The following is a 23,573-nucleotide window of genomic DNA, read 5'->3' as shown; positions in this document are numbered from 1 at the left end:
TTGAACCGACACCGGTTCGAGGAGAAAGACCTGCAGCGGTCCCTCCCGGCCACAGCGTCCTTCGCGCGACCATGTATGACCCGCGGCGTTGCGGGACTTGCCATCGCGTCGTTTGTGGAGCATTCAGAACCGATGCGACGGCGGGCAGGCTTCGACCCGCCGCTTGGCTCGGCCGGTGGCATCGGAGCCACGAGACCGAAGACCAGAAAAGAACATCAACAGACCTGCGAGACCGGGCATACCGGCAACGCTTGGTCGCAACCGGAAAATACGGCGGGAATGATCCGCTACGGGAGCGGAAGACTTGGTGGAAGTCTTGCAAGGCGATATCGACGAGCTTGACGGACGGGCAACGGCCCGCAACGGCCGGCGCTGGGCCTATTCCTTCACGCTTATTCGCCGCCTGTTCGGCAACGCCGTCTTTTCCAGCCTGACGCGACGCATCGTCTTCTTCAACCTCGTCGCGCTGGTGGTCCTGGTCGGCGGGATCATGTATCTCAACCAGTTCCGAGAGGGGCTGACCGACGCCCGCGTCGAAAGCCTGCTGACGCAGGGCGAAATCATTGCGGGCGCGATCTCTGCCTCCGCCTCGGTCGACACCAACTCGATCACCATCGACCCCGAAAAGCTGCTCGAACTGCAGGCCGGCCAGAGCATCACGCCGTTGCCGAGTGACGAGGACCTGGATTTTCCGATCATCCAGGAGCGGGTCGCGCCAGTTCTGCGGCGGCTGATCTCTCCGACCCGCACACGCGCGCGCCTGTTCGACGCGGACGCCGACCTGCTGCTCGATTCGCGCCATCTCTATAGCGGCGGCCAGGTGCTGCGCTTCGACCTGCCGCCCATCGATCCCGAAACCACAGGGCTTGAAGAAAAATTCGGGAGCTGGCTCAACAGGCTGCTGCTGCCGGGCGACCTGACGCTTTACAAGGAGCCGCCCGGCGGCAACGGGTCGATCTATCCCGAGGTCATGAACGCTTTGACCGGCGTGCGCGGCGCCGTTCGCCGAGTCACGGAAAAGGGCGAGGTCATCGTCTCGGTTGCCGTGCCGGTGCAACGGTCCCGCGCCGTTCTCGGCGTGCTGCTGCTCTCCACCCAGCCGGGCGATATCGACAAGTTCGTCCATGCCGAGCGCCTCGCCATCATCCGGGTGTTCGGGGTGGCTGCCCTCGTCAACGTGATTCTTTCGCTGCTTCTGTCGTCAACCATCGCCAATCCGCTGCGGCGCCTGGCAGCGGCCGCCATCCGGGTGCGCCGCGGCGGCGCCAAGGAGCGCGAGGAAATCCCGGATTTCTCGTCGCGACAGGACGAAATCGGCAATCTCTCGATCGCGCTGCGCGAAATGACGACGGCGCTTTACGACCGGATCGCCGCGATCGAGAATTTCGCCGCCGACGTCAGCCACGAGCTGAAGAACCCGCTGACCTCGCTGCGCAGCGCCGTCGAGACCTTGCCGCTTGCGCGCACCGAGGAATCGAAGAAGCGGTTGACCGACGTCATCCAGCATGACGTGCGCCGCCTCGATCGCCTGATCAGCGACATCTCCGACGCATCGCGGCTCGACGCCGAACTGGCGCGCAGCGATGCCAAGGTGGTCGACCTGGAAAAGCTGCTCGGCGATCTTGTCGATATTTCCCGACAGATCCGCAGCAAGAAGAAGCCGGTGCTGCTCGACTTCGTCATCGACCGCAAGGACAGTCCCAAGGCGCGCTTCGCTATCAACGGTTACGAACTGCGCATCGGCCAGATCATCACCAACCTGATCGAAAACGCCCGCTCCTTCGTGCCCGAACAGGGCGGCCGCATCGTCGTGCGCCTCACCCGTTCGCGGTCTCGCTGCCTGGTCTATGTCGAGGACAATGGTCCCGGCATCCAGGCGGAAGACATCGACCGGATCTTCGAGCGTTTCTACACTGACCGCCCTGATGGCGAAGACTTCGGCCAGAACTCCGGCCTCGGCCTGTCGATCTCCAGGCAGATCGCCGAAGCGCACGGCGGCACGCTGAAGGCCGAAAACATCATGGGGCCCGACGGACAGATCGTCGGCGCCCGCTTCGTGCTTTCCCTTCCCGCCGAGCCGCACGCGTGACAGCGACCGGTCGCAACGTTCACGGCACCGCGATCGTGCTTGGAACGACCGGTTTCCTGATCATCGGCCCTTCCGGCACCGGAAAATCGAGGCTGGCGCTTTCCTGCATCTCGGCCGCCAGGCAGATGGGCCATTTTGCCGCACTGGTTGCCGACGACCGTGTCGACCTGTCGATGGAACATGGCAGGATCGTCGCCCGTTGCCCGGCGTCGATCGAAGGGCTGATCGAGGTCCGAGGCGCCGGCATTGCCAGGGTCGAGACGGTCGCTGCCGCGGTGATGAACTGGGCAATTCTGCCCGTAAGCCCGCCTTTCGACCCGCGCATGCCGCCTGAGAACGAGACGTTTCCCCTGCCTGTGGGTGGCAGCCTGCCGATTGTTCGCGTCCCCATTGAAAGTGGCGTGCATATGCTTGCCGTTCTGAGAGCGCTGCTACCCGAAAAATTAGGATTTTAGCTATAGTTGCAGGCAACCGGGCTGGTTTTTCGGCATTTTTGGCTTGCACTTCGCCTTTTCCTTGCCAAGATGACCGCCCCAACAGGTGGACGAAATTGCTGCATTGCGATATCTGACCATCAGTGAATTGCGCGTGCAGTCGGAGAAAAGATACCCATGATCGGACTTGTGCTTGTCACCCATGGCAAGCTGGCTGAGGAATTCCGGCATGCGCTCGAGCATGTCGTCGGTCCGCAAAAAGCTATCGAGACCGTTTGCATCGGCCCCGAGGACGACATGGATCAGCGTCGGCAGGATATCCTCGACGCCGTCACCACCGTCGACGAGGGCCATGGCGTCATCATTCTTACCGACATGTTCGGCGGTACGCCTTCGAACCTCGCCATCTCCGTCATGCGCAGCGGCACCGTGGAAGTCATCGCCGGCGTCAACCTGCCGATGCTGATCAAGCTCGCCGGCGTGCGTGGCGAAAGCGACATGGACAAGGCGCTCGCGGAAGCCTCGGAGGCAGGCCGCAAGTATATCAACGTCGCCAGCCGGGTCCTGAGCGGAAAATGATGGACCATCGCCCCGGCATGTCGCTGACCCGCGACCTCCTCATCGTCAACAAACGGGGGCTCCATGCCCGCGCTTCGGCAAAGTTCGTGCAGACGGTCGAGGCCTTCGATGCCGAGATCACCGTATCGAAGGACGGCAGCACGGTCGGGGGCACATCGATCATGGGCCTGATGATGCTGGCCGCCAGCACCGGCTCCAGCGTCTGCGTCACCGCAAGCGGCGCGCAGGCCGAAGAGGCGCTGAATGCGCTCGACGCGCTGGTGCGCGACAAGTTCGGCGAAGAGATGTGACCGACAATATAAAGATATAAAGACTTCTTTATATCGAGGTTGCCCTCCCCCGGGATTCCTGATAGATCCATGGCACTCTCACCGCGATGCAATGCGCGGGAGGCATAGTCGTGCCGCCGGATGGCCAGAGGGCCAGAGCGGCTTGAAAAGATCAGCCTGGAGAATTTCATGACCACCACTCAGGATTACATCGTCGCCGACATCGGTCTTGCCGATTTCGGCCGCAAGGAAATCACGATCGCCGAAACTGAAATGCCGGGCCTGATGGCCTGCCGCGAAGAGTTCGGCGCATCCAAGCCGCTCAAGGGCGCCCGGATCACCGGTTCGCTGCACATGACGATCCAGACCGCCGTGCTGATCGAGACGCTCGCTGCTCTCGGCGCCGACATCCGCTGGGCTTCGTGCAACATCTTCTCGACCCAGGATCACGCAGCGGCGGCGATTGCTGCCAGCGGCATCCCGGTCTTCGCGGTCAAGGGCGAATCGCTCGAGGAATACTGGACCTACACCGACCAGATCTTCCAGTGGGCTGACGGCGGCGTCTCCAACATGATCCTGGACGACGGCGGCGACGCCACCATGTACATCCTGCTCGGCGCCCGCGCCGAAGCCGGCGAAGATGTTCTCTCCAACCCGGGTTCGGAAGAAGAAGAGATCCTCGTCGCGCAGATCAAGAAGCGCCTTGCCGCTTCGCCGGGCTGGTTCACCAAGCAGCGCGACGCCATCAAGGGCGTGACCGAAGAAACCACGACCGGTGTCAACCGCCTGTACCAGCTCCAGGCCAAGGGCCTGCTGCCCTTCCCGGCGATCAACGTCAACGACAGCGTCACCAAGTCGAAGTTCGACAACAAGTACGGCTGCAAGGAATCGCTGGTCGACGGCATCCGCCGCGGAACCGACGTGATGATGGCCGGCAAGGTTGCCGTCGTCTGCGGTTATGGCGACGTCGGCAAGGGTTCGGCCGCTTCGCTCTCGGGCGCAGGCGCCCGCGTCAAGGTCACGGAAGTCGACCCGATCTGCGCGCTTCAGGCCGCCATGGACGGTTTCGAAGTCGTCCAGCTGGAAGACGTCGTTTCGTCTGCCGACATCTTCATCACGACGACCGGCAACAAGGACGTCATCCGCATGGACCACATGCGCGAGATGAAGGACATGGCGATCGTCGGCAATATCGGCCACTTCGACAACGAAATTCAAGTTTCCGCGCTGCGGAACCTGAAGTGGACGAACATCAAGCCGCAGGTCGACATGATCGAGTTCCCGAAGGGCAACCGCATGATCCTTCTGTCGGAAGGCCGCCTGCTCAACCTCGGCAACGCCACCGGTCACCCGTCCTTCGTGATGTCCGCCTCGTTCACCAACCAGACGCTGGCCCAGATCGAGCTCTTCACCAAGGGCGAGAACTACAAGAACGAAGTCTACGTTCTGCCGAAGGCACTCGACGAGAAGGTCGCTCGCCTGCACCTGAACAAGCTCGGCGCCAAGCTGTCCGAGCTGTCGAAGGAACAGGCTGACTATATCGGCGTTGGCCAGCAGGGCCCGTTCAAGGCCGAACACTACCGGTACTAGTCCTTACCCGGGCAATCCACAACATGTTGTGGCCGCGTTCTTGACAAGAGAACGCGGCCTCTTTTTTGGGCGGCTCCCTTCCCGGCGATTCGACTAAGAAGTATGCTCTAACCCATTGATTCGTGATGCCGGTGCGGACCTTCGGGCATTGCGAGTGGGATGTCTTGTCGGCAAGCGGCAAACAGACGGAGACAGACCGGGGATGCAACCAGAACTGACGCGAACCCTTCAGGGGATCGCCGGGACGGCGCATGGCACGACAGGGCCGGCAGCACCCTTCGGACAGACGGGGACGGCAGCGCCATGACAAAAGCACACGAAACCACATCGGGCGTACGCCGCAGAGCCCCGGTCATCCTGCGCCGTCTGATGGCCTGCACGGCACTGTTTGCCGCAACGGACGCGGTCGCCCAGGTCACCGTACAGAAGGCGAATATCTTCGGCTCCTCGGAAGTCGTCACCTTTTCCGTTCTCATAGGCGTCATTTCCGCGGCAATGATCTCGGCCATCTGGCTGATCCGGCAACGCGGCAACATCGAAGCGGAAAACCGCGAGCTTCGCTCCGACCTCTCCGACGCCAACCAACGTCTTTCGCGCTTCCAGGCGCTCATTGCCGACAAGAACCGCCGCATCGTCATCTGGGACGGCCTTGCCGAGCGGCCCGAACTGCTGGGCCAGCTGCCGGCAGAAACCGGCGCGCCGGCGGACGATCGCGAATTTCTGGCGTTCGGACGCTGGGTCAAGGGCAACTCCGCCAGCGAACTGGAAAAGGCCATCGATGCCCTGCGCACCGATGCGCGCAGCTTCGATCTGGTGCTGGAAACGCAGCGCAACGAGATCCTGGAGGCCCAGGGCCGTGTTTCCGGTGGACGCGCATTCGTGCGTTTCATTGCGCTCAACAACATGCGGGCGGAACTCGCCGAGCTGAAGCTCGAGCGCGATCGCCTCAACAATTCGCTGATGTCCTTCCGCACGCTGCTCGACGCCATCGACCTGCCGGTCTGGCAACGCGGCACCGACGGCGCGCTCAGCTGGGTCAACGAAGCCTATGCCGACGCCGTGGAGGCGCCGAATGTCGCAGCGGCCATCGCCGAAGGTCGCGAACTGCTGGCGACGATCGCGCGCGAAAAGATCCGCGCCGTTTCGACCTTCGACGCGCCTTTCCGCGACAAGCTATCGACAGTGGTCAAGGGCAACCGAACCTTCTTCGACGTCGTCGACGCGCGCAGCCCGGCCGGAACGACCGGCATCGCCATCGATGTCTCCGGCGTCGAAGCCGTGCGCGAAGAACTCACACGCACCCTCAAGAGCCACGCGGAAACGCTCGACCATCTGGCGACTCCCGTCGCCATCTTCGACGGCAATCAGCGTCTGCAGTTCTACAACCAGGCTTTCCAGCGCCTCTGGAACCTGGACATGGGCTTCCTCGAGCGCAAGCCGGACAATGGCGAAGTGCTCGACCGCCTGCGCTCGGGCGGCCAGTTGCCGGAACAGCTCAACTGGAAACAGTGGAAGGCGACCGCGCTGTCCGTCTACCAGGCGCTCGATACCCAATCCGACCTCTGGCACCTGCCGAACGGCCAGACCTTGCGGGTGTTTGCCACGGCACGGCCGCAGGGCGGTGTAACCTGGGTGTTCGAGAACCTGACCGAGAAGGTCGATCTGGAAACTCGCTACAACACGCTGGTGCAGGTGCAGGGCGAGACCATCGACCATCTTGCCGAAGGCGTGGCGGTGTTCGGTCCCGACGGCCGCATCCGGCTTTCCAACCCGGCCTTCCGGGCGATCTGGGGCATCAACGAGACCGAGGCGAAACCCGGCACCCATATCCGCGCGATCGAGCAGGCCTGCCTGATGTCCTATGACCAGCCTGATGGTTGGAAGCGGTTCTCCCACATCATCACCAGTTTCGATGACGAAAGGCCTTCGAGCCGCGGCATTCTCGAACTGCGCACCGGCCTGATCCTCGATTTCGCCGTCATTCCGCTGCCGAACGCCCAGACGATGCTGACCTTCGTCAACATCACCGACAGTGTGCGGGTCGAGCGGGCGCTCACCGAGAAGAATGACGCGCTGCGCAAGGCCGACGCGCTGAAGAACGATTTCGTCCACCACGTCTCCTACGAGTTGCGCTCGCCGCTGACCAACATCATCGGCTTTGCGGATCTGTTGAAGACGCCGGCCTTCGGCGATCTCAACGATAGACAGGCGGAGTATGTCGACCATATCGCCACCTCCTCGTCGCTGCTCCTGACCATCGTCAACGATATTCTCGATCTCGCGACCGTTGACGCCGGCATCGTCGAACTCGACATGTCCGAGATCAACCTCACCGATTTCCTCGACGACATCGCCCACCAGATGGCAGACCGGCTGGTCGAAGGCGGCGTGACCCTGCGCATCGCGGCGCCGGACAATCTTGGCCGCATGGTCGCCGACCAGCAGCGACTGAAGCAGATCTTCATCAAGCTATTGACCAACGCCGCCAACTTTGCGCCTGACGGCAGCGTCATCGAACTTGCCTGCCGGCGCGAGGGCGGAGACTTCGTCTTTTCCGTTTCCGACACTGGCCCCGGCATTCCGCAGGATGTGCTCGATACCGTGTTCAATCGCTTCGAAAGCCATGGTCAGCGCGGCGGCGCCGGCCTCGGCCTGTCGATCGTCGAGAGCTTTGTCAGCCTTCACCACGGCACCGTATCGATCCGCAGCCGCGAGGGCGAAGGCACCGAAGTCAGCTGCCGCATTCCTTCGGCAGAGATCCCGAAGATCGTCGCGGCGGAATAATGCAGCCGATCACCCGCTTTCTGGAGGACGAGGCCGCCACGATCCAGTTGGGCGAAGACCTCGCCCTGGCGCTGAAGCCGGGCGACTGCCTGGCGCTGTCGGGCGATCTCGGAGCCGGCAAATCGACGCTCGCGCGCGCCTTCCTGCGCGCCATTGCCGACGATGACACCCTCGAAGTTCCGAGCCCGACCTTTACCCTGGTGCAGAGTTACGAACTGCGCATTCCCGTCGCCCATTTCGACCTCTATCGCCTCGGCCATGCCAGCGAACTCGACGAACTCGGTTTCGACGAGGCGCTGTCCCTCGGCGTCTGTCTCGTGGAATGGCCCGAGAGAGCCGAAGAGGCTTTGCCGGCGAACCGCATCGTTTTGTCGATTAGCCATGAGGCGACCGGACGATCGGTCAGTATCTCCGGTCCAGACAATGCCCTTGAGCGCATTGCCCGCACGCTGGCGATCCGCGACTTCCTGACGGAAAACGGATTTCGAGACGCACGACGCCGACATCTGAGCGGCGACGCGTCGGTCCGGGCCTATGAGCGCGTCGACGGCCGGGACGGGCATCCGGTCAGGATCCTGATGGATGCGGCGCGGCACAAGCCAGGTCCGATCCTTCAGGACGGCAAATACTACCAGCAACTTGCGCATATCGCCGAGGACGTGATCCCCTTCGTCGCCATCGACGAGCTGCTCCGCGAGCGCGACTTCGCAGCACCGGCGATCTACGCGCGCGATCTCGACCAGGGCATCCTGCTGATCGAGGACCTCGGCTCGGACGGCATACTCGATGAAGACGGCGCGCCGATCGAGGCGCGCTATGTCGAAAGCGCGCGCCTGCTCGCCCGGCTTCACGCTGCACCGGCCAGGCGCGAGATCGTGCTTGCCGGCGGTGTCGAACACCATATCCCGGACTTCGACCGCACGGCGATGAAGATCGAGACGCGGCTTCTCATCGACTGGTATCTGCCGTGGAAGCGTGGCACGCCGGCGACGGAACCGGAAAAGCAGGAATACGCTGCGATCTGGGATGGGCTGATCGACCTCGTCGAGACGTCCGAAAAGAACCTGCTGCTGCGGGATTTTCATTCGCCGAACATCATCTGGCGTGCGGAGCAGGACGGTATCCAGCGGATCGGACTGATCGATTTCCAGGACTCGATGATCGGGCCGACCGCCTATGACGTGGCATCGCTGGTGCAGGACGCCCGGGTGACGATCGAGCCGGCGCTGGCGCACCAGATGATGGATGCCTATCTCGCCGATCGCCGTGCCGCCGGCCCGTTCGACGAGGCACTGTTCCTGCGCGACTGGCACCTGATGTCGGCGCAGCGCAACTGCAAGCTCGTCGGCATATGGGTCCGGCTGATGCAGAGGGACGGCAAACCCGTCTACATGAAGCACATGCCGCGCACTTTCGCCTATCTTGAAGTCGCCCTCCGCCACGAGGCGCTGAAACCCTTGCGCGACTGGTGTATGAAGACGGGACTAATCGGTCCCGAATCAGCGAACTGACAGAGAAGCAATGTCGATCAGCAATGCGATGGTGCTCGCCGCGGGCCTCGGTACCCGTCTGCGCCCGATCACCAACACCATCCCCAAGCCACTGGTGAAGATCGCCGGCAAGCCGATGATCGACTACGTGCTCGATCTGCTTGTCGACGCCGGCGTCACCACGGCCGCCGTCAACGTGCACCATTTCGCCGACCAGATGGAGACGCATCTGGCGCAGCGCTCGGCACCCGAGATCGTCATTTCCGACGAGCGCGACGGGCTGATGAATTCCGGCGGCGGGCTGGCCAAGGGTCTGAAGCTGCTGGCCGATGGGCCAGTCCTGGTGATGAATGCCGATCTATTCTGGATCGGCGAGAACGCCGATGGCCCCAGCAATCTCGCACGGCTTGCCAGTTTCTTCGATCCGGCCCGGATGGACATGGCGCTGCTTTGCGTGCGCGACGAGGATACGACCGGACACAATGGTAAGAAGGATTTTTCGCTCGGCGCGGACGGGCGGCTGGTGCGCTATGCCGAAGGCATGGACAATCCCGTCGTCTATGCCGGCGCGATTGCGCTCGACAAGACGCTGTTTGCCGATGCACCGGATGACGCATTCAACCTCAACATCTATTTTGACCGGGCGATCGCATCCGGCCGGCTATTCGGCATCGTGCTTGACGGCCACTGGATGACCGTCGGGACGCCGGAAGCAATCGAGGACGCCGAAGCCGCAATCCGCCGCTATCAGCCGGGGGGATGATCGTGTCCTTGCGCGCACCAAACGTCTTCACCATCCCGCCGGGCCTGCCCTTCCTGAAGACGCTCGCGCGCACGCTCTGCGACGGCACGCTGACGCCAGATTTCCGCTACGACCCCGCCGATCCGCTGCCGCTGGCCGGCGTAACGATTTTCGTTCCGACGCGCCGGTCCGCCCGCGTGCTGCGTTCGGAATTCGTCGACCTGCTCGGCGGCGGTTCGGCGATCCTGCCGACGATCCGCGCACTCGGTGAAACCGACGACGACAGCGGCTTCTTCGATGCCGAAGTGCCGGCGATCCTCGACCTGGCGCCGCCGCTGCCCGGCACCGCGCGCCTGATCGAACTCGGCCGACTGATTCTCGCCTGGCGAAACCGCCTGCCGAAGGTGGTGCTGGACATTCACGCCGAGAGCCCGCTGATCGCCCCGGCAAGCCCGGCAGACGCGATCTGGCTGGCGCGCAACCTCGCCGAACTCGTCGACGCGATGGAGACCGAGGAGCTCGACTGGGACGAACTCGACAATCTCGATGCCGGCGAACATGCGCTCTGGTGGCAGCTGACGCTCGAATTCCTGAAGATCGCCCGGGTCTACTGGCCGGAACGGCTGGAAGAGCTGAAGCAATCCTCGCCGGCCCGGCATCGCAACGCCATCCTGCAGGCGGAGACGCAGCGCATCGCTGCCGGCGCGCTGAAGGGGCCGATCGTCATCGCCGGATCGACCGGCTCGATCCCGGCGACGGCGGCCCTGATTGCAGCAGTCCAGAAGCTGCCCAACGGCACGATCGTGTTGCCTGGGCTCGACCGGACGATGAGCGATGCGGAATGGGGCATGATCATCGGCGAGACGGTCGCCGCCGGCCGTCCAGATCCTGCAAGCCGCAGTCATCCGCAATATGGCTTCCACCGCCTGCTGCAGCGCATGCAGGTCGAGCGCCGCGAGGTTTCGATCCTCGGCGAGGCCGATGCCGGATTGACCGATCGCAGCGAGATCCTGTCGCACGCACTTCTGCCCGCCAAGGCGACCAATGGCTGGACCGAGACCCGCAACGCGCTTGAGCCCGAGACCCTGCTGCGAGCCTTTGGCGACGTTGCCCTGATCGAGACCGCCAACGAGCGCGAGGAGGCAACCGCGATTGCGATTGCGCTCAGGCTGGCGCTCCATGGCAGTGACGACAGCCAGGCAGCGTTGATCACCCCGGATCGCAATCTGGCGCGCCGCGTCGGCGCGGAACTGGCGCGCTTCGACATCGAGGCCGACGATTCGGCCGGCACACCACTCGCCTCGACGTCAGCCGGCACGCTGATGCGGCTTCTGCTGGAGGCGAGCCTGCGTCCTGGCGATCCCGTGCCGCTGGTGGCGCTGTTCAAACATCCGTTGGCGCGCTTCGGCCTGTCGAAAACGGACATGCGCCGCAGCGGCGATGTGCTGGAGCGGCTGGCGCTGCGCAGCGGCACCGAAATCGCCGACATCGCGCTGCTGGAGCCGTTGCTTGAGAAGGCGGTCGCCAATCACAGGGTCGATCGCCATCCGCCGGAATGGCGCATCGGCATCACCGAGGACGACATCCTTGCGGCAAAGGATCTCGCGAACCGGGTAAAGGCGGCAACCGACCCACTCGCCGGCGCCCTCGTTCGGCGCAGCGACGGACGCCGCCCCTTTTCCGAGACATTCACCTTTGCCGAGTGGGCGACACGAACGGGCCAGGCGCTGGAATCGGTTTGCGGCGATGAACGGGCCGACCTCAGCGGCCTCTGGTCCGGCGAGGCGGGCGAGGCCTTGGCGACGCTTTTGCGCGGCATCATCGAGACCGAAGGCCAGATGGATGCCGACGGGCCGCAATGGTGCGACATCATGGAAGCGCTTGCGGCCAGCGAAGCGGTCAAGCCGCGCTCGATGCGCCACCCCCGCGTCTTCATCTTCGGCGCGCTGGAATCGCGCCTTCAGAGCATGGATCTGGTGGTGCTCGGCGGCATGAACGAGGGCAACTGGCCCGGACAGACCGCCAACGACCCCTTCCTGTCGCGGACGATGAAGACCGGGATCGGGCTTGAACCGCCGGAGCGTCGCATCGGCCAGCTCGCGCACGACTTCCAGATGGCCTGCGGCACACGCAAGCTGATCTTTTCCCGCTCGATGCGGCAGGGGTCGGCGCCAACCGTTGCATCGCGATGGCTGCAGCGCCTTCTGGCGCTCGGCGGCAAACGACTGGCAGATACGCTCCGGTCGAACGGCAGCGACTACCTCCTTTGGGCGCGGATGCTCGACAAGGGTGGTCGCCAGGCCCTGGCAGAACGTCCGGCCCCCAAGCCGCCTGCCGACCTGCAGCCGCGCAAATATTCGTTCAGCGAAGTCTCGCGGCTCCGGCGCGACCCCTATGCGATCTATGCCCGGCGGATCCTGCGGCTGCATCCGCTCGATCCATTCAACAGCGATCCCGGTGCGGCCGAGCGCGGCACGCTCTACCACCGCATCGTCGACCGCTTCGTGCGCGGCGGTTTCGACATCCAGTCCCCGGCAGCCGACGAGGCGATGGTCCGCCTGCTCAACGAAGCCTTCGACGAAGAGCGCCTGCCCGCCCATATCGACACCATCTGGCGACCGCGCTTTACCGCCGTCGGCAAGGCTTTCCTGAAGTGGGAGCGGGAGCGCGCGCGATTTGTGCGAAAGTCCTTCACCGAGGCTGCGGCATCGATGGATGTTGGCGTGGCCGACATCCGCCTGACCGGCATCGCCGACCGGCTGGATACGCTGACCGACGGGACGGTCGAGATCATCGACTACAAGACCGGCTCCAGCCCTTCGGCCAGGGAAGCGCGGGTCTTGCTCGATCCGCAGCTGGCGCTGGAAGCTGCGGCGCTGAAGGCGGGCGCGTTCAAGAGCATGGGGCCGGCCCACCCGCAATCGCTGCTTTATGTCAGGCTGAAACCCGGCTCCCGCTTCGATGCGGAAGCGGTCAACAACGAGAACAGCCGGGCGAAGGAAACGAAAACGGCCGATCAGCTGGCCGACGATGCGCTCATCGAACTGAGGAAGCTGCTGACCGCATTGATGTCGGGTAGGCACGGCTTTGCCTCGCGGCTCATCGTCCAGAAGGAGCGCGACTACGGCGGCGAATACGACCATCTGGCCCGCGTCGCCGAGTGGTCGACCGCCGACAGCGAGGATGACAGCGATGAGGGATGAAAGCACCGGCCCTGACGACGGGACACCGGAAGCCTGGCTCGACTGGACATCGCGGCGCCAGTCGCTCGCCTCCGATCCGGCGCGCTCGGCCTGGGTGTCGGCCAATGCCGGCTCGGGCAAGACCCATGTGCTGACGCAGCGCGTCATCCGCCTGCTGCTTGCGGGCTGCAGGCCGTCCGCCATTCTCTGCCTCACCTACACCAAGGCGGCGGCGTCGGAGATGTCCAACCGCGTGTTCGAGCGCCTTGCAGAATGGGTGACGCTCGACGACGACGCCTTGGAAAGGCGCATCGAGGCCATCGAGGGCGAGCGGCCCTCGCGGCTGAAGCTGCAGGAAGCACGACGGCTGTTTGCGCGCGCGCTCGAAACCCCGGGTGGCCTGAAGATCCAGACCATCCACGCGTTTTGCGAGGCGCTGCTGCATCAGTTTCCGCTGGAGGCAAACGTTGCCGGGCACTTCTCGGTGCTCGACGACCGGGCGGCGGCCGTGCTCTTGGCGGATGCACGCCGTGCCCTGCTGACGGCAACGACGGCGGACGGCGATCGGCCGCTTGCCGACGCGTTCGCAACCGTGCTCGAGCTAGCCGACGACACCGGGCTGGAAAAGCTGCTGGCCGCGATCGTTTCCAACCGCACGGCGATCCAGGCCTTCCTCGACCATGCAGACGCCCATGGCGGCATCGCCGTGCAGCTGCGCGCAGCCCTCAGGCTCGAACCGGAGGACAGTGTCGAGCGCATCCTTCAAAGCGCCTGGCCGCTTGCCGGGCTCAACGGGCCGGCGCTCGAACGCTACCTCTCGCTTGCCGCCAGCGCCGGCGGCGCCAAGGTGCTCGACTTCGCCGAGGGGCTACGGTCAACCGCCAAGCTTGCCGACCCGATGGCGCGCTACGAGGGCCTGCGGGAGCTGTTTTTCACCGGCACCGGCAAGCCGCGCGCCGATTCAGCCTTCGTCAACAAGGCCATGCTTCAGGCCGCACCAGACCTGCTCGCGCTCGTCGAAGCCGCCCGTGACCGTGTGATCGCGTGCGCCGATCGGTTGAGCATCGTCCAGATGTACGAGGCGACACTGTCGGCGCTGACCCTCGCCGATCGGCTCAGCAGCGACTATGAGGCGCTCAAGCGCACCCGCAGCCAGCTCGATTTCGAGGACCTGATCAATCGCACCGCCAGCCTGTTTGCGCGCGGCGATGTCAGCGCCTGGGTTCACTACAAGCTTGACCAGGGTATCGATCACATTCTTGTCGACGAGGCACAGGATACCAGCCCGACGCAATGGACCATCATTCAGGCGCTGGCCACGGATTTCTTCTCCGGCGAAAGCGCCCGCGGCACCGACCGAACGATGTTTGCCGTCGGCGACGAGAAGCAGTCGATCTATTCCTTCCAGGGCGCGCGGCCCGAGCGCTTCTCGCGCGAAAGCATCGAGACCGAGCGGCGAGTGCGCGACGGCGGCAAGGCGTTCAGCCCGATCCGGCTGCAGCTTTCCTTCCGCTCCACCGTCGACGTGCTGTCGGCCGTCGATACCGTCTTTGCCAACCCGGTGCATGCGCGCGGGCTGAGTGCCCGCAACGAAGCCGTCGTGCACGCCTCCAATCGGATCGGCCATCCCGGTGCCGTCGACATCTGGGACGTGATCGCCGCCGAGCCGACGGCAACCGACGACGAATGGACGGCCCCCTTCGACGCGACGCCGGAAACGGCGCCGGTCAACATTCTCGCCCGGCGCATTGCGGCCGTGCTCGACAGCTGGATCGGGCACGAGACGATCATCGAGAAGGGCGTGCGCCGCGCGATGCGCCCCGGCGACGTCATCGTGCTCGTGCGCAAGCGCGACGCCTTCGTCAATGCGCTGACGCGCGCCCTGAAGCGCCGCAGCGACATTCCCGTCGCCGGCGCCGACCGGCTGGTTCTCACAAGCCATATCGCCATCCAGGACCTTCTGGCGCTCGGGCGCTTCATGCTCTTGCCGGAAGACGACCTGTCGCTCGCGGCGCTGTTGAAGAGCCCGCTCTTCAACCTCGACGAGGATGCACTGTTCGAACTCGCGGCCAGGCGCGACGAAGGCGTCAGCCTCTGGCAGAGGTTGCAGCAATCGGGCACTGAGGAAAGCTCTGTCCACGAAGAAACCGTCAAGACGCTTGTTCGCTATGCCGCCCTTTCCCAGCAACTGGCGCCGCATGATTTTTACGCGCGCGTGCTCGGGGTCCACGGCGGCCGCGCGGCGTTTCTCGCCCGCCTCGGCAGCGAGGTGAGCGATATCCTCGACGAGTTCCTGACGTTTGCGCTCGAGCACGAAAGGAGCGGCCTGCCCGGCCTGCAGGCTTTCGTGTCGACGCTCGAAATCGAGGCGCCGACCGTCAAGCGCGAGCAGGACAAGGAACGCGATGAAGTCCGCATCATGACGGTGCACGCGGCCAAAGGCCTGGAAGCGCCTGTGGTGTTCCTGGTCGACGGCGGCGGTAAGCCGTTCAACTCCCAGCACGTGCCCGATCTTCGTTTCCTGGAAATGGCGCTTTCGGACGGGTCGAGCTATCCCCTGCCCGTCTGGCGGGCACCCGGCTCGGCACCGAACTCGTTTGTTGCCGCCGACAGCGAGCGGCTGAAGACCTTGGCCGAGGAAGAATACCGACGCCTGCTCTATGTCGGCATGACCCGGGCCGCCGACCGGCTGATCGTGTGCGGCTATCGCGGGCAGCGGGCAAGCACCGATACCTGGCACGCGATGGTGCAGGCGAGCCTGTCTGTCGACGACAGCGGCCGCAGCACGCCTGTCCTGTTCAAGGCCGGTGATGAGGAATGGACGGGGCACGCCTGGCGCGAGACGCATGTGCCGCGCGAGGTTCCGACAGGCGGAGAAACCGCCGAGCACGCAACGGCCGAAAAGACCGGCCTGCCGATCGCGCTTTCCACGCCGTTGCCGCCGCCGCCGCGCTTGCCACGACCGCTCAGCCCATCGGGCGTCGGTATCGCCGTCGACGAGGACGAAGGCGACCTGATCGTCGGCTCGGCGCTGTTTTCGCAGAAATCGCCTGGCAATCTCTCCATGTTGAGGGGGGCAATCCTGCACCGGCTGCTGCAGGTGCTGCCATCGATCCCCCTTTCGGATAGGCTGGCCGCGGCGGACCGCTACCTCTCCCGCTCGGTGCCGCGCTGGCCCGAGGGTGAGCGGGCGCGGCTGCGCGACGCCGTGCTGCAGGTGCTCGACCATGCCGAGCTGCAATCGCTTTTTTCCGAAGCAAGTCGTGCAGAAGTCTCGGTCATGGGCACGCTGAAGCTTGGGAAACGCGAATTTGCCGTCTCCGGCCGGATCGACCGGCTGTCGGTGGCGGATGGGGTCGTCACCATCGCCGACTTCAAGACCAACCGCAGCGTGCCGGCAACGCCGGATGATGTGCCCATCACCTACAGGACCCAGCTCGCGATCTATCGCGAACTGCTGCGGCCGCTCTACCCAGCACACCGCTTCCAGTGCGCGCTGATCTTCACGGAAGGCCCGGTCATCCACCTGCTTGAGGATGCGCTACTGGACAGGAGCCTTGAAGACCTCGCGACAAAGTGAGATACCCGATATTGAAAATCCAGCCGGGCAGTCTCACATGAGACACAACATCTGGACACCGACATTTCGAACGCAAGGAGCAGCCGATGGCTACTGTAAAAGTCGATACATCCAATTTTCAGCAGGAAGTGCTGAACGCCGCCGAGCCGGTGGTTGTCGATTTCTGGGCTGAATGGTGCGGCCCGTGCAAGATGATCGCGCCCAGCCTTGAGGAAATCTCCAACGAGCTCGCCGGCAAGGTCAAGGTGGTGAAGCTGAACATCGACGAGAACCCGGAGCTGGCCGCGCAGTACGGCGTACGCTCGATCCCGACGCTTGCGATGTTCAAGGCCGGTGAAGTTGCCGACATCAAGGTTGGCGCTGCGCCGAAGACGGCCCTGACGTCCTGGATTTCGACTGCGGCCGCATAAGGCCACCATCTCGAACCGATCTCAAAGCCCGGCTTGCCGGGCTTTTTTCTTGCCTGCAGGATCGCGCGGCGCTGCGACGCCCGCATGATCCTCTGGCGGTCCGACGGTCACTTCGGCGGCGTACCGTTGTCGGCGAGCACGTCGCCAACGAGATAGAGCGAACCGCCGATCAGGATGCGTGGCGGCGTCGGATCTTCATCGACCAGATTGGCGATCATGGTCAGCGCCTCGGCCACCGATGACACAGCGGACGCCTCGAAGCCGACCGAGGCCGCATCCTGCGCCAAGGCGACAGGATCGAGCCCGGCATCGGACGCCCGGATCGGAACGGTGAAGACCTGTTCGGCCAGATCGAGGAAGGCACGGAAGTAACCGAGCGGATCCTTGGTGTTGATCATGCCGATGATCAGAAACAGCGGGCGCGATTCGCGCTCCTCGAAATTGGCCATCGCTTCGGCGATCACCTGGCCGGCGCCGGGATTGTGGCCGCCATCGACCCAGATCTCGGCATCCTGCGGGCCATAATGGCCGAGCTTTCCACCGCCCAGCCGCTGCAGACGCCCGGGCCATTCGACCCCGGTGACGCCACGCTCGATCGCCGCATCCGGCACGTCGAAGCCGGCGGCCCTGACAGCCCGAATGGCGGCGGCGGCATTGGCATATTGGTGCCGGCCGGGCAGCTTCGGCAGCGGCAGGTCGCACAGGCCGCGTTCGTCCTGGTAGACCAGGCGGCCGAACTCCTCATGGGCCAGGAAATCCTGACCATAGACCGACATCGGGCAGCCGAGACGCTCGGCGGTCGAGGTCAGGACGTCGCGAACGCCTTCCTCTTCCTGCTGGCCGATGACGACGGGGCAGCCGCGCTTCATGATGCCGGCTTTTTCAGCCGCGATCAGCTCGACCCGGTCGCCGAGATAGGCCTGGTGATCGAGCGAGATCGGCATGATCACCGAGACGGCCGGGTTGCTGATGACATTGGTCGCGTCGAAGCGGCCACCGAGACCAACCTCGATGATGGCAACGTCGGCCGGATGTTCGGCAAAAAGCACGAAGGTGACGGCCGTCAAGATTTCAAAAACGGTGATCTTCTCGCCGCCATTGGCTTCCGCCACGCGACGAACGGCGTCGGCCAGAACCGGATCGCTGACGAGCTTACCCTTGCCGCCCTTGACGCCGAGGCGATAGCGCTCGTGCCAGTTGACCAGATGCGGCGAAGTATGGACGTGAACGCTCAGGCCCGCGGCCTCGAGCAGAGCCCGCGAAAAGGCCGTGACAGAACCCTTGCCGTTGGTGCCGGCGACGTGGATGATCGGCGGCAGGCGATCCTGCGGGTTGCCGAGCGCGGCCAGAAGCCGCGTTATTCTGTCCAACGACAGATCGAAACCTTTCGGATGCAAGGCAAGGAGTTTTTCGATCTCGTAGCCTGCTTCGCTGGCTTCCACCGCTGTCATCTCGCCCTGCCCCGATAGGATCGTATGCTATGCGCTTGCCGCAACCGGCAAGGCCACTGGGTCTGCACCACCGCCGTTGAGCTTGATCGCGTCGGCCGGCTTCTTCATCAGGATCTTCAGCACACGGGCGAGCGTCGAGGGGATGTCATGACGCTTGACGACCATGTCGACCATGCCGTGCTCCAGGAGATATTCAGCCGTCTGGAAGCCTTCCGGCAGCTTTTCGCGCAGGGTCTGCTCGATCACGCGCTTGCCGGCAAAGCCGATTTCGGCGCCGGGTTCGGCCATCTGGATATCACCGAGCATTGCGTAAGAAGCCGTGACGCCACCCGTGGTCGGATTGGTCAGGACGACGATATAGGGAAGACCGGCTTCCTTGAGCATGTTGACGGCTACGGTCGTGCGCGGCAGCTGCATCAGCGACAGGATGCCCTCCTGCATGCGGGCGCCACCGGAGGCCGGGAAGATGACCAGCGGGCACTTCTCCGCGATCGCCTTTTCGAAGGCCTTCACGATGGCTTCGCCTGCGGCCATGCCGAGCGAACCGCCGATGAAGTTGAACTCATGCACCACGCCGACGAGCTTGACGCCCTCAACACGGCCGAGACCGGCGACGATCGTGTCTTCCAGTTCGGTCTTGGCACGGCTGTCGCGAAGACGGTCGGCGTATTTCTTGGAATCGCGGAACTTCAGCGGATCCTGCGCCACCTTGGGCTGCGGCAGGGCTTCGTAGATGCCGCCGTCGAACAGATCCTTCAGTCGCGCCTTGGCCGGCATCTTCATGTGGAAGCCGGATTGCGGGATGACCCATTTGTTTTCCTCGAGATCGCGGTGATACACCATCTCGCCGGTTTCCGGGCACTTGATCCAGAGATTTTCCGGAACTTCCCTGCGGCCCAGCATCGAATTGATTTTCGGCCGAACGTAGTTTGTGATCCAGTTCACTTATAGACTCCTGAAGATTTTCTTCGGGTTGTGCGCGCTAATATAGGCAATTATTCGGCTGCTGCGAGCCGTGCGGACCGCACGCCAGCCGAAAGTCCCCTTACCAGCGCTTCGACACCCGGTACTGTCGCGTCCGTTGCCTTGCCCTCTTCGGTCAGGCTCGACGCGATCTGATTGACAATCGCCGTACCAACGACGACGCCATCGGCGGATGCACCGATGGCTCTTGCATGTTCTGCCGTCTTGACGCCGAAGCCGACGCAAACGGGCAGTTTCGTATGGGCCTTGATGCGCTCCACGGCGCCGGCGATCAGGGACGGATCCGGCAGGGCCGAACCGGTGATGCCGTTCATCGAGACGTAGTACACGAAGCCCGAAGTATTTTCGAGCACCTTCGGCAGTCGGCGGTCATCCGTCGTCGGTGTCGCCAGACGAATGAAGTTGATGCCCTTCTGAAGCGCCGGGATGCACAGCTCGTCGTCCATCTCGGGCGGCAGGTCGACGACGATCAACCCGTCGATGCCGGCTTCCAGCGCATCGGTCAGGAAACGATCGACGCCGTAGATATAGATCGGGTTGTAGTAGCCCATCAGCACGATCGGCGTGCGCTGGTCTTCCTCGCGAAACCGGCGAGCGATCTCGAGCGTCGTCGCCAGTGTCTGGCCGGCCTTCAGCGAACGCTGGCCGGCAAGCTGGATCGCCGGGCCATCGGCCATCGGATCGGAAAACGGCATGCCGAGTTCGATAACGTCGGAACCAGCCTTCGGCAGCGCCTTCATGATCGAAAGCGACGTTTCGAAATCGGGGTCGCCACCCATGAAGTAGGTGACGAGGACCGGACGTCCTTCCGACGCCACATCGGCGAACTTTCTGTCCATGCGTGCGGTCATGATCGTTACAGCCCCATACCCAGAATCTTGCCGACGGTGAAGATGTCCTTGTCGCCGCGACCGGAGAGGTTCATCAGGATGATCTCGTCCTTGCCCATCGTCGGCGCGCGCTTGATGACTTCGGCGAGCGCGTGCGAAGGCTCGAGCGCCGGGATGATGCCCTCGAGGCGAGTCAACATCTGGAACGCCTCCAGCGCCTCATGGTCCATGATCGGCACATACTCGACACGACCGACATCGTTGAGCCAGGAATGTTCCGGGCCGATGCCGGGGTAATCGAGGCCGGCCGAAATCGAGTGGCCTTCCTTGATCTGACCGTCGCCGTCCTGCAGCAGGTACGTCCGGTTGCCATGCAGCACGCCCGGCGAACCGGCGGTGATCGAGGCGCAATGCTCGTCGCCATCCAGCCCCTTGCCGCCAGCCTCGACGCCAACGATCTTCACGCCCTCATCGTCGAGGAACGAATGGAAGATGCCGATCGCATTGGAACCGCCGCCGACGGCAGCGACGACGAGATCGGGAAGCCGGCCTTCGGCTTCGAGCATCTGAGCCTTCGCCTCCTGGCCGATGACGGCCTGGAAATCGCGGACCATCTCCGGATAGGGATGCGGGCCGGCAGCCGTGCCGATCAGATAATAGGTGTTGTCGACATTGGTGACCCAGTCGCGCAGCGCCTCGTTCATGGCGTCCTTGAGCGTGCCGTTGCCGGCGGTGACAGGCTTCACCTCGGCGCCAAGCAGCTTCATGCGGAAGACGTTGGGCGCCTGGCGCTCGACGTCGGTCGCGCCCATGTAGACGACGCAGGGCAGACCGAAGCGGGCAGCGACGGTGGCAGAGGCCACGCCGTGCTGGCCGGCGCCGGTCTCGGCGATGATGCGCGTCTTGCCCATCCGCTTGGCAAGCAGGATCTGGCCGATGCAATTGTTGATCTTGTGCGAGCCGGTGTGGTTCAGCTCTTCGCGCTTGAAATAGATCTTGGCGCCGCCGAGTTCTTCCGTCAGCCGCTCGGCGAAATAGAGCGGGCTCGGGCGGCCGATGTAATGGGCGCCGAGATTGTCGAGCTCGGCCTTGAAGGCCGGATCGTTCTTGGCCTTGTCCCACTCGGCCTGCAGATCGAGGATCAGGGGCATCAGGGTCTCGGCCACGAAGCGGCCACCGAAAATGCCGAAACGGCCGTCTTCGTCAGGGCCTGCCCGGAAGGAATTCAGTTTTGGCGCCTCGTTCACGTCTTGCTCCCTGACCGTGCCGTAACCGCCTCCGCCTGGCGAACGGCATCGAAAAACGATTCCATGAGCTTCAGATCCTTGACGCCCGGCGCGCTCTCGACGCCGGAGGAGGTATCGATGGCGCGAGCGCGCGTCTGCGCCAGGGCTTCACCGATGTTGTTCACGTTCAATCCACCGGAAAGCATGTAATCGACGCTGCCGTCAAGCGCATCGAGCAGCGTCCAGTCGAAGGAAACGCCGTTGCCGCCGGGCAATTCCGATCCCGCCGGGGCCTTCGCGTCGAAGAGAAAGCGGTCGGCGATACCGATATAGGCCTCGACCTTTTTCAGATCATCGGCCTCGCGGATCGACAGCGCCTTGATCACGGGCAGGCCATAGACGGCCTTCACGGTCAGCACCCTGTCGGGCGTCTCGCTGCCATGCAGCTGCAGAATGTCCGGATTGAGCGCGGCGACGATCTCGTCGAGATCATCATTGTCCGCATCGACGGTGACAGCGACGATCTTTGCCTTGCCGCGGATCCTGTCGGCCAGACGACCGGCGTCATCGGGTTCGAGGTTGCGCGGGCTCTTGGCGAAAAAGATGAAGCCCGTATGCGTTGCGCCGAGCGCAACCGCGCGATCCACCGCTTCCGCGGTCTTCAGCCCGCATATCTTCACTTCGGTTTTCATGAGAAGCGACCTTGCATGAAACGTCGCAGGAGTCGAGCCAAAAACCACCCCGCACACCGTCGTCGAGAGGGTGCGGCATTGCGGTTCCGGCATGTGCTCACCATATGCATTCTATCACAACGGAGAGACGAATGCGTCTGCTGCTTGCCCTCATTCTGCCCTGGCTTCAGTTCTTCACCATCGGCCGCCCCTTCGCCGGCATCATCTGCCTTATCCTGCAGATCACGTTGATCGGCTGGGTGCCTGCGGCGATCTGGTCGGTCTATGCGCTCAGCCAATACAAGACGGACGAAAAGATCCAGGCGGCACTTGCCGGCCGCAGTCGCGGCTAGCCCCGAAAACGCCCTATTGGAAATCGATGGCGTGCAGCATCGTGCCGTTGCGCCTCAGCCAGCGCTTCGCATCGTTGGTGTCGGGGCAGAGCTTCTCGCACAGCGCCCAGAAGTCCGGCCCGTGGTTCATCTCCTGTAGGTGCGCCACTTCGTGCGCCGCGAGATAGGCAATCACCTTCGGCGGCGCCATGACGATGCGCCATGAGAAGCTCAGCGCACCATCAGCAGAACAGGAACCCCAGCGACTGCGCGTGTCCTTGAGGCTCAGCGATTTCGGCCGTCGGCCGATCCGACCGGCATAGACCGCGACCAGCCGGTCGAGATCGTGGCGTGCTTCCTTCTTCAGGAAGTCGACGATGCGGCGGCGCAGATGCTCCTCACCGCCGCTGACGCGCAGTATTGCGTCGTCGCCGACAACCACAGCCTCAGTCAAGCCTCTGATTTTTCCCGATCTTTCGATGCGATGGGAAACGCCGCGAATGAGGATAGAGCCGCCCTCCTCCAGCTGGCTCTCGCCCGAGAAGCGCGCCAGCTTGGTCATGAGCCAGCCCTGGTGGCGGTTGAGGAAGGCGTTTACCTCGCGCTCGGCGAGCCCCTGCGGGATCGTCAGCTTCAAAGCCCGGCCGCCAGGCTCGATGCGCAGAGTCATGCGCGTGGCGCGTGAATTCTGGCGGATCGTCAATGGGAGCATCTTGCCCGCGACCTCGATTTCTCGGGTCGTGTCAACTGGAACCGGAGGAGTGCGCCGCCGCGTGAAAGAAGGGAACATGACGGCTTTCTAACCGATTCGCGGCCTTTCCGGCCAATGCATAATTCCCCGGGACATGCCGCGCTCCAGGGAATTGCGGCGTTTATCCACGATCGTGCCGATGATCGACACCGCTAGACCGAAGGCAGTACCGGATGCCG

The 23,573-nt window shown here is 63.8% G+C and carries 18 protein-coding genes; 12 read left to right on the top strand and 6 right to left on the bottom strand.

The window, feature by feature from the left end; all coding sequences use genetic code 11:
* Nucleotides 1-304 precede the first annotated feature (304 nt).
* From RTP54_RS29075 to trxA, 11 genes are all read left to right on the top strand, one after another.
* Nucleotides 305-2,089, top strand: coding sequence for a sensor histidine kinase (locus RTP54_RS29075; protein WP_112810503.1), 1,785 nt, complete (start codon nt 305-307; stop codon nt 2,087-2,089).
* Entirely contained in the window at nt 2,086-2,544 is a 459-nt protein-coding gene (locus tag RTP54_RS29070) for an HPr kinase/phosphorylase (RefSeq protein WP_312367422.1), read from the top strand. Before RTP54_RS29075 ends, RTP54_RS29070 begins: the two co-directional genes overlap by 4 nt.
* A 156-nt stretch (nt 2,545-2,700) precedes the next feature.
* On the top strand, nt 2,701-3,102 hold the full coding sequence (locus RTP54_RS29065; RefSeq protein ID WP_112810501.1) for a PTS sugar transporter subunit IIA: 402 nt from the start codon (nt 2,701-2,703) through the stop codon (nt 3,100-3,102).
* A complete protein-coding gene (locus RTP54_RS29060; protein WP_162703582.1) occupies nt 3,099-3,392 on the top strand; it encodes an HPr family phosphocarrier protein in 294 nt (97 codons plus the stop codon). The genes RTP54_RS29065 and RTP54_RS29060 overlap by 4 nt, the downstream gene beginning before the upstream one ends.
* A gap of 168 nt (nt 3,393-3,560) precedes the next feature.
* Complete coding sequence (ahcY, locus tag RTP54_RS29055; RefSeq protein WP_112810532.1) at nt 3,561-4,961, top strand: adenosylhomocysteinase; 1,401 nt, start codon at nt 3,561-3,563, stop codon at nt 4,959-4,961.
* 303 nt (nt 4,962-5,264) lie between these two features.
* Nucleotides 5,265-7,745 carry an ATP-binding protein gene (locus RTP54_RS29050; protein ID WP_112818201.1) on the top strand — a complete coding sequence of 827 codons (2,481 nt, stop codon included), beginning with the start codon at nt 5,265-5,267 and terminating at the stop codon, nt 7,743-7,745.
* Nucleotides 7,745-9,256 (top strand): tRNA (adenosine(37)-N6)-threonylcarbamoyltransferase complex ATPase subunit type 1 TsaE, encoded by a 1,512-nt coding sequence (tsaE, locus tag RTP54_RS29045; RefSeq protein ID WP_312367418.1) that lies wholly within the window; start codon nt 7,745-7,747, stop codon nt 9,254-9,256. Before RTP54_RS29050 ends, tsaE begins: the two co-directional genes overlap by 1 nt.
* Nucleotides 9,257-9,266: 10 nt before the next feature.
* Nucleotides 9,267-9,998, top strand: coding sequence for a nucleotidyltransferase family protein (locus RTP54_RS29040; RefSeq protein WP_112818203.1), 732 nt, complete (start codon nt 9,267-9,269; stop codon nt 9,996-9,998).
* Entirely contained in the window at nt 9,995-13,180 is a 3,186-nt protein-coding gene (gene addB / locus RTP54_RS29035) for a double-strand break repair protein AddB (RefSeq protein WP_312367415.1), read from the top strand. The genes RTP54_RS29040 and addB overlap by 4 nt, the downstream gene beginning before the upstream one ends.
* The gene (gene addA, locus RTP54_RS29030) at nt 13,170-16,739 is read left to right on the top strand and encodes a double-strand break repair helicase AddA (protein WP_312367413.1); all 3,570 of its coding nucleotides are present in this window, start codon (nt 13,170-13,172) and stop codon (nt 16,737-16,739) included. The genes addB and addA overlap by 11 nt, the downstream gene beginning before the upstream one ends.
* Before the next feature lie 86 nt (nt 16,740-16,825).
* Entirely contained in the window at nt 16,826-17,149 is a 324-nt protein-coding gene (gene trxA / locus RTP54_RS29025) for a thioredoxin (protein WP_025425335.1), read from the top strand.
* Between the two features lie 107 nt (nt 17,150-17,256).
* On the opposite strand, the gene RTP54_RS29020 is transcribed toward trxA, so the two are convergent.
* The 5 genes from RTP54_RS29020 to RTP54_RS29000 are packed head-to-tail and all read right to left on the bottom strand — an operon-like array spanning nt 17,257 to nt 22,332.
* A complete protein-coding gene (locus tag RTP54_RS29020) occupies nt 17,257-18,600 on the bottom strand; it encodes a bifunctional folylpolyglutamate synthase/dihydrofolate synthase (RefSeq protein WP_112810494.1) in 1,344 nt (447 codons plus the stop codon).
* Between the two features lie 27 nt (nt 18,601-18,627).
* On the bottom strand, nt 18,628-19,545 hold the full coding sequence (gene accD / locus RTP54_RS29015; RefSeq protein ID WP_112818206.1) for an acetyl-CoA carboxylase, carboxyltransferase subunit beta: 918 nt from the start codon (nt 19,543-19,545) through the stop codon (nt 18,628-18,630).
* A gap of 50 nt (nt 19,546-19,595) precedes the next feature.
* Complete coding sequence (trpA, locus tag RTP54_RS29010) at nt 19,596-20,435, bottom strand: tryptophan synthase subunit alpha (protein WP_112810492.1); 840 nt, start codon at nt 20,433-20,435, stop codon at nt 19,596-19,598.
* A 5-nt stretch (nt 20,436-20,440) separates the two neighbouring features.
* Nucleotides 20,441-21,661, bottom strand: a complete 1,221-nt coding sequence (gene trpB, locus RTP54_RS29005; RefSeq protein WP_112810491.1) for a tryptophan synthase subunit beta — start codon at nt 21,659-21,661, stop codon at nt 20,441-20,443.
* Nucleotides 21,658-22,332 (bottom strand): phosphoribosylanthranilate isomerase, encoded by a 675-nt coding sequence (locus tag RTP54_RS29000; RefSeq protein ID WP_112810490.1) that lies wholly within the window; start codon nt 22,330-22,332, stop codon nt 21,658-21,660. The genes trpB and RTP54_RS29000 overlap by 4 nt, the downstream gene beginning before the upstream one ends.
* A 131-nt stretch (nt 22,333-22,463) precedes the next feature.
* Between RTP54_RS29000 and RTP54_RS28995 the strand changes: the two genes are divergently transcribed.
* The gene (locus RTP54_RS28995) at nt 22,464-22,664 is read left to right on the top strand and encodes a YqaE/Pmp3 family membrane protein (RefSeq protein ID WP_112810489.1); all 201 of its coding nucleotides are present in this window, start codon (nt 22,464-22,466) and stop codon (nt 22,662-22,664) included.
* Nucleotides 22,665-22,677: 13 nt separating this feature from the next.
* On the opposite strand, the gene RTP54_RS28990 is transcribed toward RTP54_RS28995, so the two are convergent.
* Nucleotides 22,678-23,433, bottom strand: a complete 756-nt coding sequence (locus RTP54_RS28990) for a M48 family metallopeptidase (RefSeq protein WP_112810488.1) — start codon at nt 23,431-23,433, stop codon at nt 22,678-22,680.
* Between the last annotated feature and the right edge of the window lie 140 nt (nt 23,434-23,573).

It is taken from the genome of Ensifer sp. (genome assembly GCF_031989085.1).
Taxonomy (GTDB): Bacteria; Pseudomonadota; Alphaproteobacteria; order Rhizobiales; family Rhizobiaceae; genus Ensifer.
Note: the sequence above shows the minus strand (reverse complement) of the source record. Positions and strands in the feature narration are given on the sequence as shown.